Origin of the sequence: Acidovorax sp. MR-S7 (assembly GCF_000400995.2) — a bacterium.
Lineage (GTDB): Bacteria > Pseudomonadota > Gammaproteobacteria > Burkholderiales > Burkholderiaceae_C > MR-S7.
Genome location: NZ_DF238942.1, coordinates 42896 through 55976, shown reverse-complemented (window position 1 = coordinate 55976; position 13081 = coordinate 42896). Strand labels below are relative to the sequence as shown.

The window sequence follows — 13081 nt, the reverse complement described above, 5'->3', positions numbered from 1 at the left end:
GCAAAGCCGCGCCAGCTCTTGCTCGACGCCATCGGAGTGCCGGTCATCAACACAGATTTGTGACAGAGCCTTTGGGTATGGGTTCGGCTCGGTCGAGGTCGGCTTCAGCGACGCCGCAGGCGGCGTGCGTATGCAGCACCAGTTCTGGTCGCCGCCCCAGCAGTTCACCGGCACCTGCGCCGCGCCCGCCAGTCCGCCCAACCCGCCCGCTACGCCCAGCGCCACCCCCGTCCCCACGCTGGGCCACGCCGCGCTGGCGCTGCTGTCCGCGTCCGTGGCGGGCCTGGGGTTCTGGCGCAGGCGGCGCGGGGTTTTCTAGGGCTTTCAGGCCCCAACGCTTACCAGACAAGCGCCACCAGCTACCAAAACCAGAGCAACAAAACCATGAAAAACCCCATCTTCACCCTTCTTAGCGCCGCCCTGCTCACCCTGGCCGCCAGCGCCACGGCCACCGCCGCGCCCTTTGCCACCACCTACCAGGGGCGGGTGGGCTTCACCACCATGACCGGCGTGCCCTTCGACACGCCCTACACCGTCACCCTCATCATGGACAACGGTGGCACCACGGCGGGCAGCCAGGCCTGGAATACGGTCGCCTGCGCCATCTGGCGCATTGGCGGCACGCGCGTGTACATCCAAGCCGGCCCAGGCGCCAACAGCGCCGCCACCACGCTCGCGGACGGCAGCCTGTGGGGCTTCTTCAGCGCCGTCACGGGCACCGGCGATGGCATCGGCAGCGCCAGCAACTACACGGCCACGGGCTTCAGCCCCGCGCTCGCCATCCCCGTCGTCTGGCAGGCCAACGGGCAAGCCCCGGTGTTCACCGACTCAGCAGGCCAAGGCTTTTCCGACGCGGACACCTCCACCGGCATCGGCATGGCCGGCGATCTGTGGAGCACTCCCCAGCGCGTCACGGCCGCGTGCGACGACACGCCCTACGCCGCGCCGCCCTCCACCCCCAACGCCACCCCCGTGCCCACGCTGGGCCACGGCGCGCTGGCGCTGCTGGGCGCGGGCCTGGGCGCGTTGGGGCTGTGGCGCAGGCGGCGGGGGTAAGGGCTGGCAAACCACTCCTGATCTCATAGCTTCCAGCGATCTTCTGGTAAGCGCTGGAAGCTCTTTTTATACCTATTTTTCCATCAACAACAACCACCGAGGAGTTCCACATGCCGCATCCGTCCACCCCCCGCCGTTTCGCCGCCGCCGCCGTGCTGGCCGCGTGCGCCAGCGCCGCCAGCGCGGCGCCGTATGCCACCACGTACACGGGCGTACTCGCCAATTCCGCCCCCGACGGCTTCGACACCGTGGTGGCCGGGCAGCCCTACAGCGTGACGCTGGTGTTCGACAACGGCGGCAGCACGCTGGTGAACCAGACGTGGGAATCGTCCAACCTGCGCTGCGTGCTGTGGCGCTTCAACACGGCGCAGAACGTGGTGTACGCGCAAGACTTGCAGGCATCGCCGCCCACGGGAGCCACCGGGGCCGTGTCCACCGACGCGGGCGGCGCGCTGGACGGCATGTTCTCCGAGGTGTACGCGCAGAACGTGGCGTCCAGCGCGTATTCGGCCAGCGGCTTCAGCCCGGCGCTGGGGGAGGTGCGCTGGTTCATCAACGGCGCCAACGCCCTGTTGTTCAGCGAGGGCCGCCGGGTGGACAGCAACCCGGCGGGCGTGCCCACCGCCTACACCGCCTGGAGCGCTCCCGTGCCCTTCACCGGCGACTGCGCCGCGCCCCCGCCCGCCACGCCCACGCAGCCCACGGCCGTGCCCACGCTGGGCCACGCGGCGCTGGCGCTGATGGCGGCGCTGCTGGGCGCGCTGGGCTGGGGCGCCCGGCGGCGCAGGGCCTGAAAGAAAAGGAGAACCGCATGCCGCAAGCAGCAACAACACCCCGCAACCTGCTGGCCGCCGCCGCGCTGGCCGTGGCCGCCGCCAGCGCGGGCGCGGCGCCGTTTTTCAGCACCTATGAGAACGAGATCGCCAGCTCCGGCTTTCCGGAAATCCTCGCGCCGCAGGCGTACAGCGTGACGCTGGTGTTCGACAACGGCAGCAATTCGGCCGTCAGCCAGACCTGGACCGGCGCGCAACTGACCTGCGTGATCTGGCGCATGAACGATGCGCAGAACGTGGTGTTCGCGCAGAACCTGGCGGCCGCGCCACCGTCCGGGTCCGGCGGGCCCTTGCGCACCAACGCCAGTGGCCAAGTGGACAACTTCTTCACCGCGCTGCTGGGCACGGGCGGCACGGCCAGCCATCTGGCCAGCCACTTCAGCGGCTTCAACAGCCCGGTGCCCACGCTGGTGGGCTGGTACATCACCGGCGCCAACCCGGTGTTCACCTCCAGCGACGATTTGTTTGTCAATGACTTCGGCGGCGGCGTATCGACCTTTCCCGGCCACTGGAGCAACCCCGCGCCTTTCACCGGCGCCTGCCCCGCATCCGCCGCCACGCCCGCGCAGCCCACGGCCGTGCCCACGTTGAGCACCGCCGGGCTGGGCCTGATGGCCGCCCTGGTCGGCGCGCTGGGCTGGCGCACGCGGCGGCGCAACGGCACCTGAGTTCCCCTCGGCAGGAGCGCGCTTCACGCTCCTGCTTTCATAGCTTCCAGCGCTTGACTGGTGAGCGCTGGAGGCTCTTTTCATTCATATTTCCCTGGAGGTTTTTATGCCCCGCCTTCCCACCCTGCGCCGCCGCTCCCTGTTGCTGGGCGCTGCCGCGTCTGCCGCCCTGTCCGCCTGCGGCGGCGGCAGTGACGACGATGCTTCCACCCACTGGCGTGTGCCCGCCGAGATCGAGCCGCAGCAGGCGGTGATGCTGGCGAGCATCGCCTACGACTACAAGGAGGGCTGGCCCATCCTGGAGACGCAGGCGGCCATGATCGCCGCGCTGGCGCCCACGGTGCCGGTGCTGTACCTGGTCAACAACGACGCCGAGCGCGAGGCCATGCGCCTGGCGCTGGGCGCGGCGCAGATGTCGGGCGCGCAGATCGCGGCGCGCGTGCGCTTTGCCACGGTGGAGCATGCCGAGATGTGGGTGCGCGACTATGGCGGCGTGTGCATGACCAACGCGCGCGGCAAGTTGCAGGTGGTGGATTTCGGCTTTGATGGGTATGGCTACAACGCCTTTTCTGGCCCGGACACCAACAACACGTATGACAAGGACAACGACTTGGCGGTGCGCGTGGCGGCGCTGCTGGGGGTGCCCAGCGTGCGCTCACCCCTGGTGTGCGAAGGCGGCAACCTGCATTTCAACGGCCGGGGCACGGTGGTTGCCGTGCTGGGCGACGGCACCGAGGGCGTGGGCCTGCTGGGCCGCAACAAGGGCTGGTCGGCGGCGCAGATCGAGGCGGAACTCAAGCGTGTGTTCGGCGTGACCAAGGTGATTTTCATCAAGCGCAACATGCCCAGCGACGCACATACCGTGATGCAGACGCCCTACCTGATGCCCGATGGCGAGTGGGCCTACAACGTGGGCGTGACGCACATCGACGAGATGATTGCCTGGGTGGACGAGCGCACGCTGCTGCTGCCCGAGGTGACGCCCGCCGAGCTGGCCGCCGCCGTGGCGGCGGGCGACACCGTGACGCAGATCGCGCACGACGTGCTGCAAGAGGCATATGCGACCCTGAGCGCGGCGACGGACCAGGACGGCCGCCCCTTCACCATCGTGCGTGTGCCGGAGCCGGGGCCCATCGTCATCCAGATCACGCCGGAGGACAACGCCTGGTGGATGATTGCCGACATGAACCAGCACCCCACGCACAAGCTGAAAGGCGAGGAGCGGTTTGCCAACGAGGAGCCGGTGAACTACCTGCTGCCCGCGAGCTACATGAACTACGTGGTGGCCGACGGCGTGGTGCTGGTGCCGCGCTTTTACCAGCATGGGCGCGACCTGACGCTCAAGGACAAGGACGCGGCGTTCGCCCAGATCATCGCGGCGCGGTATCCGGGGCGGCGCGTGGTGCAGATCGCGCCCGATGCGCTGCTGGCGGGGGGCGGGGGGATGCACTGCGTCACGCAGCAGATTCCGCAGCAGGTGACTTGGGAATGGGCGGTGTGAGTCTGCGGCTCAGTAGCGATTGCCCGTGACCCACAACGCCGCGCGCATGATGCCGAACGCGATGCGGTCGAGCACGCGCACGCGCCAGGGACGGCTGGCATAGCGGGCCGCGTCCAGCGGGCCGCCGCCGCTGTCCATGGCCTGCGACAGGCGCTCGCGCAGCTCCCGGGCGAAGGCGGCGTCGCGTACCACCACGTTGGCCTCGCGCGCCAGCAGCAGCGACAGCGGGTCGAGGTTGCTGGAGCCCACGGTGGCCCAGGGGCGGTCGCCCTGGGCGTCGATCACCGCCACCTTGGCGTGCAGGAAGCTGGGTGCGTATTCGTGGATCTCCACGCCGGCGGCCAGCAGCGCGCCGTAGACCGGCCGCGCGGCGTGGTACTGCATGAAGTATTCGTAGCGCCCCTGCAGCAGCAGGCGCACGCGCACGCCGCGGCGCGCGGCCAGCACCAGCGCACGGCGCAGCTTGCCGCCGGGCACGAAGTAGGCGTTGGCGATGATGATCTCGTGGCGCGCGTTGCCGATCGCGCGGCGGTAGGCGCGCTCGATGCGGCCGCGGTGGCGCACGTTGTCACGCAGCACCAGCGCGGCGCGCATGCGCCGGCCGGCGTTTTCGGCCAGGCGCGCCTCGATCTGCGCCGCGTGGGCCACGCGCAGGTCGGCCAGCGCCATGGACAGGCGCCGGCGGCGCGCGTCGCGCACGGCCAGCATGCGCCACCAGAGCTGCTCCATGGTCTCGCTGGCGTGGCGCACCAGCGTGCCCTGCACGCGCACGGCGAAGTCGAAGCGCGGCGCCTGCAGCTGCCCATGGTGGGGGTCGTGGAAGTCGTCGAGCACGTTGATGCCGCCGCAGAACAGCACCCGCCCGTCCACCGCGCAGAGCTTGCGGTGCAGGCGGCGCCAGCGCTTGGGCAGCAGCAGGCCCAGCGGGCCCAGCGGCGAGTACACCTGCACGCGCACGCCGGCCTCGGCCATGCGCTGGCCCCAAGGCTGCGGCAGGCGCCCCGTGCCCACGCCGTCCACCGCCAGGTGCACGCGCACGCCGCGCAGGGCGGCGCGGATGAGCGCCTCGGCCACGTCGGCGCCGGAGCCCGTGCAGTCGAAGATGTAGGTCTCGAACTGGATGTCGGACAGCGCGGCATCCATCTCGGCGATGAGCGCCGGGAAGAACTCCTGCGTGCCCTGCAGCAGCTGGATCTGGTGGTCGGTCCCGGCGTAGCGGGGCTGGCGGCGGCGCGCCATCGCCTACAGGCGGAATTCCGCGATCAGCGGCAGGTGGTCGGACATGCGCCACCAGATCCGCCCGCGCGGCACGTGCAGCGACAGCGGTGTGAGGCCGCGCACGTAGACGTGGTCGAGCTGCACCATGGGCAGCCGCGCCGGGTAGGTGAAGGACTGGTGCGCCTCGTCGTACTCGAAGAGGCCGAAGCCGGCCAGCATGCGCTTGATCTGCAGGCCCCAGTCGTTGAAGTCGCCCGCGACGACGAGCGGCGCGTCGTCGGGCACCTCGCGCGCGATGAAGCGCTGCAGCTGCGCCACCTGGCGCAGGCGGCTGCCGGCGATCAGGCCCAGGTGCACCACGATGGCGTGCACGCGCTTGCCCTGCACGTCCACCTCCACGTGCAGCAGACCGCGCTGCTCGAAGCGGTGGTCGGAGATGTCCTCGTGCTGGTGCCCGATCACGGGCCAGCGGGTGAGCAGCGCGTTGCCGTGCTCGCCGTCGCGCGTGTAGGCGTTGGTGCGGTAGACGGCCTCGTAGCCCTCGGGCGCCAGGTAGTCGGCCTGCGGCACCTCGGGCCAGCGGTCGAAGTACAGCGCCTCGCGCCGGTTGAGCTTGCGCACTTCCTGCAGGCAGACGATGTCTGCGTCGAGCTGCTCCACGGCCAAGCCCAGGTTGTGGATCTCCAGGCGGCGCGCAGGACCCAGGCCCTGCACACCCTTGTGGATGTTGTAGGTGGCCACGCGCAGGATGCCGGAGTGCTCGTGGGGCAGTTCGATGGGTGTGGCGGCGGCAGTCATCGGTGTACGAGTCGGGGGAGCCAGAGGATGGCCTCGGCGTTGGAGGGCGAGTAGCAGCGGTCGGCCGCGGCACGCCAGTCCATCCAAGCATATGCCGTGTGTTCGCGCGGATTCAAGACCACGGGCGCATCCGGGGGAACCTGCAGGCCGAAGACGCGCTCGGTGTTGCGCGTCACGCCGGGCGCGTAGCGGTGCAGCCACTGGGGGTAGATGGTGTAGACGTTCTCCAGGCCCCAGTCGGTGAGCCGGCAGCCGGGCGCATCGGCGCGCAGGCCGGTTTCCTCGGCCGCCTCGCGCGCGGCGGTGGCGTGCCAGTCCTCGCCGGGATGGTCCTTGCTGCCGGTGACAGACTGCCAGAAATCCACGGCCGAGTCCGCGCGGCGGATCAGGAGCACGTCGAGCTGCGCGGTGTGCACCACCACCAGCACGGATTCGGGAATCTTGTACATCGCCGTGGCAAGGAAAAACGGCAGGAGCGTCTCCGTTCCTGCCGTTGTGCGGTTCCGCGGAGCGTCCTCAGCCCGCAGCGGGTACCGGGTTGCGCAGGCGGATGTGCAGCTCGCGCAACTGCTTCTCGTCCACGGGCGAAGGCGCCTGGGTGAGCAGGTCCTGCGCGCGCTGGGTCTTGGGGAAGGCGATCACGTCGCGGATCGACTCGGCGCCGGTCATCAGCGTAATGAGGCGGTCCAGGCCGAAGGCCAGGCCGCCGTGCGGGGGCGCGCCGTACTGCAGCGCGTCGAGCAGGTAGCCGAACTTGGCGCGCGCGTCTTCGGGGCTGATCTTGAGGGCGCCGAACACCTTGCTCTGCACCTCGGCGCGGTGGATACGCACCGAGCCGCCGCCCAGTTCCCAGCCGTTCAGAACCATGTCGTAGGCCTTGGCGATGCACTTTCCGGGGTCGGTGTCCATCAGGTCTTCGTGGCCGTCCTTCGGGCTGGTGAAGGGGTGGTGCACGGCCACCCAGCGGTCGTCTTCCTCGTCGTGTTCGAACATGGGGAAGTCCACCACCCACAGGGGCGCCCAGCGGTTCTCGAACAGGCCGTTCTTCTTGCCGAACTCGCTGTGGCCGATCTTCAGGCGCAGCGCGCCGATGGCGTCGTTGACGATCTTTTCCTTATCGGCTCCGAAAAAGATCAGGTCGCCGTTCTGCGCGCCGGAGCGCTTGAGCACCTCGGCCAGCGCGGCGTCGTGGATGTTCTTGACGATGGGCGATTGCAACCCGTCGCGGCCTTTGCTCAGGTCATTCACACGGATGTACGCGAGACCCTTGGCGCCGTAGATCTTCACGAACTCGGTGTAGGCGTCGATCTCGCCGCGGCTGATGCCGCCGTTCTCGGCCGAGCCGCCGGGCACGCGCAGCGCAACCACGCGGCCGCCCTTCATGTTGGCTGCGCCGGAGAAGACCTTGAAGTCCACGTCCTTCATCACGTCGGTCAGCTCGGTGAATTCGAGCTTCACGCGCAGGTCGGGCTTGTCGGAGCCGAAGCGGTGCGCAGCGTCGTGGTAGGTCATGATGGGGAATTCCCCCAGGTCCACGCCCAGCTGCGCCTTGAACACCTCGGTGATCATGCGCTGGAAGATGGCACGGATTTCCTCTTCATTCAGGAAGGAGGTCTCGCAGTCGATCTGCGTGAACTCGGGCTGGCGGTCGGCGCGCAGGTCCTCGTCGCGGAAGCACTTGGTGATCTGGTAGTAGCGGTCGTAGCCGGCCACCATCAGCATCTGCTTGTAGAGCTGGGGCGACTGGGGCAGCGCGAAGAACTGGCCGTCGTGCACGCGGCTGGGAACGAGGTAGTCGCGCGCGCCCTCGGGCGTGCTCTTGCCCAGCATGGGCGTCTCGATGTCGATGAAGCCTTCCTTGTCGAGGAAGTTGCGCACCTGGATGGCGGTCTTGTAGCGCAGCATCATGTTGCGCTGCATGTGGGGGCGGCGCAGATCCATCACGCGGTGCGTGAGGCGCGTGGTTTCCGACAGGTTGTCGTCGTCCATCTGGAACGGCGGCGTGACGGAGGGGTTGAGCACGTCGAGCTGCTGGCACAGCACCTCGATCTTGCCGCTGGCCAGGCCGTCGTTGGTCGTGCCCTCGGGACGCGCGCGCACCAGGCCCACCACCTGCACGCAGAACTCGTTGCGCACGTCCTCGGCGGTCTTGAACATGTCGGGGCGGTCGGGGTCGCACACCACCTGCACGTAGCCTTCGCGGTCGCGCAGATCGATGAAAATCACGCCACCGTGGTCGCGGCGGCGGTTCACCCAGCCGCACAGGGTGACGGTTTGGCCCAGGAGGGCTTCGGTCACAAGACCGCAATAGTGGGAACGCATGGCCATGGATCAGTCTTCCTGCGCTCTCGTGGAGCGCGTCGATAGGGGTGTATTTATTTGATGGCTTCGGGTGCCAGGGAGTCGGGCGGCGCCACCACCCCCATGGACACAATGTACTTGAGGGCCGCGTCGATGCTCATGTCCAGCTCCACGCAGTCGCTCTTGCGCATGAGCACGAAATACCCGCCCGTGGGATTGGGCGTGGTGGGCACGTAGACGCTCACGTATTCGTCGCGCAGATAGCCCGCCACTTCGCCCGTGGGCGTGCCGGTGATGAAGGCCACCGTCCACACGCCCTCGCGCGGCCACTGCACCAGCACGGCGGTGCGGAAGGCGTTGCCGCTCTCGGAGAACAGCGTGTCCGACACCTGCTTGACGCTCGAATAGATGGAGCGCACCACGGGGATGCGGCTGACCAGCCGGTCGCCCCACTCCACAAGCTTGCGCCCCGCGAAGTTGCTGGCGAAGGCACCCACGATCAGCAGGATGGACAGCGTGAGCAGCACGCCGAAGCCGGGGATGTGGAAACCCAGCACCTTGTCCGGATGCCAGGAGACGGGCAGGATCAGCAGAGTCTGGTCGAGCGTGCCCACCACCCAGTTGAGCACCCAGGCGGTGATGACGCCAGGCACGACGACCAGCAGACCCGTGAACAGCCACTTGCGCAGTGCAGCCATGGAAGCGCTCTTGCCTTCTATATAGAGGTTATGCGCCGGAAGCGGCCGGAGCGCTTGCCGGGCTTGCGCTGGCAGCTTCCTTTTTAGGAGCATCCGGCGCGGGAGCCGGCGCTGCGACAGGCGCATCCGCCGGCGCGCTCTTGCGGCCGCTGAAGTCGGTGGCGTACCAGCCCGTGCCCTTGAGCTGGAAGCCCGCGGCCGTCAGCTGCTTGGAAAAGGCCTCGGCCCCGCAGGCGGGGCAGGTGGTGAGCGGCGCGTCGGAAATCTTCTGCAGCACATCCTTGGCATGGCCGCAGGAGCCGCATCGGTAGGCGTAAATAGGCATTGCGAAAAGGGGCGCTGGAAGATGCAAAACCTTTGATTATAGGCAGGCACCCGTCACTCGACGCCCACGATGCGGTGGTGCGAGGCGTGCGCGTTGCGCACGACCTGCGGCCCCAGCGAGCCGGCCACCATGCCCGCACAGGCGGCCAGCAGGCCCGCCAATTGCTGGGGAAACGCCTCGTGCAGCGCCGGCGTGACCATGAACAGCACCCACACGCCGATGCCCAGCACCGCCGCGCACAGCGCGCCCTGGGTGTTGGCGCGCTTCCAGTACAGGCCGAAGACCAGCGGCACGAAGGCGCCCACCAGCGGCACCTGGTAGGCGCTGGAAACCAGTTCGTAGATGGGCGTGCCTTCCATCTTGATGGAATAGGCCAGCACGCAGATGGCGAACACCAGCACGCTGATGCGCATGACCAGCAGGTTCTCGCGGTCGCTGGTCTGCTCGGGGCGAAACTGGCGCCAGATGTTCTCGGTGAAGGTCACGCTGGGCGCGAGCAGCGTGGCCGACGCGCACGACTTGATGGCCGACAGCAGCGCGCCGAAGAACAGCACCTGCATGACGAGCGGCATCTTGTCCATCACCAGCGTAGGCAGCACCTTCTGCGGGTCGTCCTTGAGCAGCGTGGCGGTCTGCTCGGGCATGATGAGCAAGGCGCTGGCCACCAGGAACATGGGCACGAAGGCGAACAGGATGTAGGCCGTTCCGCCGATCACCGTGCCATGGGTGGCCGCGCGCTCGGAGTTGGCCGACATCACGCGCTGGAACACGTCCTGCTGGGGAATGGAGCCCAGCATCATGGTGACCGCGGCGCCGATGAAGAAGATGATCTCGTGCCAGCTCGGCTCGGGCCAGAACTTGAACAGGTCGCGGCTGGTGGCCAGGTCGATCACCTTGCCGGCGCCGCCCGCCATGTCGGCGGCGAACCACGCCAGCACCACGAGGCCGACGACCAGGATGATCATCTGGATGAAGTCGGTCACTGCCACCGACCACATGCCGCCCCAGAGCGTATAGACCAGGATGGACGCCACGCCGATGGCCATGCCCCAGGGAATACTCACCGTGCCACCGGACAGCAGGTTGAACACCAGCCCCAGCGCCGTGACCTGCGCCGACACCCAGCCCAGGTAGCTGAGCATGATGATGAGCGAGCAGATGACTTCGATGGTGCGCCCGTAGCGCTCGCGGTAATAGTCGCTGATGGTCAGCAGCGTCATGCGGTAGAGCTTGCCCGCGAAGAACACGCCCACCAGGATCAGGCACATGCCTGCGCCGAACGGGTCCTCGACCACGGCGTGCAGCCCCCCTTCGATGAACTTGGCAGGAACGCCCAGCACGATCTCGGAGCCGAACCACGTGGCGAACGTGACGGTGATGATCATGTACATCGGCAGATGCCGGCCCGCGATCGCGAAATCGGCCGTGTTCTGCACCCGCCGGGCGGCCCACAGGCCGATGCCGATGGTGACGAACAGGTAGGCAATCACCATGAAGAGCAACACGCTGGTACTCCTGAGGAAGATGATGAAGAGGGGGAGGACTAGAAGATGCGGATGCGCACGAAGAGCTGCATGAACAGCAGCCCCAGCACGAAGCCCAGGCCGCCGTAGATGATGCCCTGCAGCAGCCGGTTGGTGCGCTTTTGCGCCGCCAGCAGTTCCTGCAGCTCCGCGCGGCCCTCGTGCGGCGTGCGGCGCAGGTAGTCGTGCACCAGGCGCGGCAGGTCGGGCAGGATCTTGGCGTAGCGCGGCGCCTCGGCGCGCAGCTCGCGCCACAGGCGCTGCGGGCCCATCTGCTCGAGCATCCACTTCTCCAGGAAGGGCTTGGCCGTGCTCCACAGGTCCAGGTCGGGGTCGAGCTGGCGCCCCAGGCCCTCGATGTTGAGCAGCGTCTTTTGCAGCAGCACGAGCTGCGGCTGGATCTCCACCTGGAAGCGGCGCGAGGTCTGGAACAGCCGCAGCAGCACCATGCCCAGCGAGATCTCCTTGAGCGGGCGGTCGAAGTACGGCTCGCACACCGCGCGGATGGCCGACTCCAGCTCGTTCACGCGCGTGCTGGCAGGCACCCAGCCGCTTTCGATGTGCAGCTCGGCCACGCGCTTGTAGTCGCGCCGGAAGAACGCGGTGAAGTTCTGCGCGAGGTATTCCTTGTCGAACTCCGTCAGCGTGCCGACGATGCCGAAATCCAGCGAGATATAGCGGCCGAACGTGGCCGGGTTCACGCTGACCATGATGTTGCCCGGGTGCATGTCGGCGTGGAAGAAGCCGTCGCGGAACACCTGCGTGAAGAAGATGGTCACGCCGTCGCGCGCCAGCTTCGGGATGTCCACGCCTGCGGCGCGCAGCTGCTCGACCTGGCTGATGGGCATGCCGTGCATGCGCTCCATGACCAGCACGTCGGGATGGCAGAAATCCCAGAAGATCTCGGGGACGAGCACGAGGTCCAGCCCCTCCATGTTGCGCCGCAGTTGCGCCGCGTTGGCCGCCTCGCGTATCAGGTCCAGCTCGTCGTGCAGGTAGTTGTCGAACTCGGCCACCACCTCGCGCGGCTTCAGGCGCTTGCCGTCGGCCGACAGGCCTTCCACCCAGCCGGCCATCATGCGCATCAGGGCCAGGTCCTTGTCGATCACGGGCAGCATGCCCGGGCGCAGCACTTTGACGGCCACGTCGCGCTCGCGGCCCTGCCGGTCGCGGATCACCGCGAAGTGCACCTGCGCGATGGACGCGCTGGCCACGGGCGTCCGCTCGAACGAGACGAACACCTCCTCCAGCGGCCGGCGGAAGGCGCGCTCGATGGTGGCGATGGCGATCGCGGGGTCGAACGGCGGCACCCGGTCCTGCAGCAGCGCCAGTTCGTCGGCGATGTCCGGGGGCATGAGGTCGCGCCGGGTGGACAGCACCTGGCCGAACTTCACGAAGATGGGGCCCAGTTGCTCCAGCGCCTCGCGCAGGCGCTGGCCGCGCGGCGCGTCCAGCTTGCGGCCCACGGTGATGACGCGCGTCACCCGGCGCAGCCAGGGCTTGGAGAAGCTGGACAGGACCAGCTCGTCCAGCCCGTAGCGCAGCACCACCCAGACGATGGTGACGCCCCGCAGGATGCGGCTCATGGTGGCGAGCGGTCCGAAGCGGCGGCCACGCGCCCGCCCACGAAGCGGCGCAGTGCCTCGGCGGCCCGGCCGGCCACCGACGCGACAGCATGCGCCGGCGCATCGCCGATCACGCGCGCCAGGTCTTCCTCGACGTCCCAGCGCACGTGGTCCACCAGCCATTGGATGTCGCCGGCCAGTTGCACGTCGCCCTCGATGCGGATCGTGGGACGGTCACCGCCCAGCGCGCCGCGGGCCAGGGCCAGCGGCGAGGTTTCGGATACTTCGAGCCGCAGATCGGGCTGCGCGTCCGGCGGGGCCAGGTCGAACAGGCCCGCCGGCGTGATGCGCAGCGCCATGGAGAAGACGCGCCACTGCACCCGCGCCACGCGGCCGCTCTGGCGGGCCAGGCGGTCCATGGCCTCTTTCTCCTGCATCAGCACGTGGTTGAGGAACAGCACCAGGCGGTGCTGCACCTCGTGCACCAGCCATTGCGGCGGCTGGGGACCGGCCAGGACGCGCTCGAAGAACCCGTCCAGAAAAGAAAAAGGGGACTGTGTTGCCATAGTCCCCCGATTATTACCGGGCGCAAAGG

14 protein-coding genes are annotated in these 13081 nt (G+C 68.4%); 5 read left to right on the top strand and 9 right to left on the bottom strand.

All coding sequences use genetic code 11. The features are described from left to right. The first annotated feature begins 130 nt into the window (after positions 1-130). The 5 genes from AVS7_RS14750 (at position 131) to AVS7_RS14730 (ending at position 4058) form a co-directional block, all read left to right on the top strand. A complete protein-coding gene (locus AVS7_RS14750) occupies positions 131-319 on the top strand; it encodes an IPTL-CTERM sorting domain-containing protein (protein WP_020230595.1) in 189 nt (62 codons plus the stop codon). A gap of 65 nt (positions 320-384) precedes the next feature. Next, positions 385-1056: an IPTL-CTERM sorting domain-containing protein gene (locus tag AVS7_RS14745; protein WP_020230594.1), complete on the top strand. Its 672-nt coding sequence runs from the start codon at positions 385-387 to the stop codon at positions 1054-1056. A gap of 110 nt (positions 1057-1166) precedes the next feature. Further along, the gene (locus AVS7_RS14740) at positions 1167-1850 is read left to right on the top strand and encodes an IPTL-CTERM sorting domain-containing protein (RefSeq protein ID WP_020230593.1); all 684 of its coding nucleotides are present in this window, start codon (positions 1167-1169) and stop codon (positions 1848-1850) included. Positions 1851-1867: 17 nt separating this feature from the next. Next, positions 1868-2557, top strand: a complete 690-nt coding sequence (locus AVS7_RS14735; protein ID WP_020230592.1) for an IPTL-CTERM sorting domain-containing protein — start codon at positions 1868-1870, stop codon at positions 2555-2557. Between the two features lie 106 nt (positions 2558-2663). Further along, on the top strand, positions 2664-4058 hold the full coding sequence (locus tag AVS7_RS14730) for an agmatine/peptidylarginine deiminase (RefSeq protein WP_020230591.1): 1395 nt from the start codon (positions 2664-2666) through the stop codon (positions 4056-4058). Between the two features lie 9 nt (positions 4059-4067). Here AVS7_RS14730 and clsB read toward each other — a convergent pair whose 3' ends face one another. The 9 genes from clsB to AVS7_RS14685 all read right to left on the bottom strand — a co-directional run bounded on the left by clsB (position 4068) and on the right by AVS7_RS14685 (position 13052). Next, positions 4068-5297, bottom strand: a complete 1230-nt coding sequence (gene clsB, locus AVS7_RS14725) for a cardiolipin synthase ClsB (RefSeq protein WP_020230590.1) — start codon at positions 5295-5297, stop codon at positions 4068-4070. Positions 5298-5300: 3 nt separating this feature from the next. After that, complete coding sequence (locus AVS7_RS14720) at positions 5301-6074, bottom strand: endonuclease/exonuclease/phosphatase family protein (protein WP_020230589.1); 774 nt, start codon at positions 6072-6074, stop codon at positions 5301-5303. Continuing rightward, on the bottom strand, positions 6071-6523 hold the full coding sequence (nudB, locus tag AVS7_RS14715) for a dihydroneopterin triphosphate diphosphatase (protein WP_020230588.1): 453 nt from the start codon (positions 6521-6523) through the stop codon (positions 6071-6073). Before nudB ends, AVS7_RS14720 begins: the two co-directional genes overlap by 4 nt. A 67-nt stretch (positions 6524-6590) precedes the next feature. After that, positions 6591-8402, bottom strand: coding sequence for an aspartate--tRNA ligase (gene aspS, locus AVS7_RS14710; RefSeq protein ID WP_024001624.1), 1812 nt, complete (start codon positions 8400-8402; stop codon positions 6591-6593). A gap of 47 nt (positions 8403-8449) precedes the next feature. Beyond that, positions 8450-9073, bottom strand: a complete 624-nt coding sequence (locus tag AVS7_RS14705; RefSeq protein ID WP_020230586.1) for a DUF502 domain-containing protein — start codon at positions 9071-9073, stop codon at positions 8450-8452. Positions 9074-9101: 28 nt separating this feature from the next. Further along, positions 9102-9398, bottom strand: coding sequence for an FmdB family zinc ribbon protein (locus AVS7_RS14700; protein WP_020230585.1), 297 nt, complete (start codon positions 9396-9398; stop codon positions 9102-9104). Positions 9399-9451: 53 nt separating this feature from the next. After that, entirely contained in the window at positions 9452-10903 is a 1452-nt protein-coding gene (locus AVS7_RS14695) for a sodium:solute symporter family protein (RefSeq protein ID WP_024001623.1), read from the bottom strand. A gap of 38 nt (positions 10904-10941) precedes the next feature. Continuing rightward, on the bottom strand, positions 10942-12507 hold the full coding sequence (gene ubiB, locus AVS7_RS14690; RefSeq protein ID WP_020230583.1) for a ubiquinone biosynthesis regulatory protein kinase UbiB: 1566 nt from the start codon (positions 12505-12507) through the stop codon (positions 10942-10944). Next, positions 12504-13052 carry an SCP2 domain-containing protein gene (locus AVS7_RS14685; RefSeq protein WP_020230582.1) on the bottom strand — a complete coding sequence of 183 codons (549 nt, stop codon included), beginning with the start codon at positions 13050-13052 and terminating at the stop codon, positions 12504-12506. The genes ubiB and AVS7_RS14685 overlap by 4 nt, the downstream gene beginning before the upstream one ends. Positions 13053-13081: the final 29 nt, after the last annotated feature.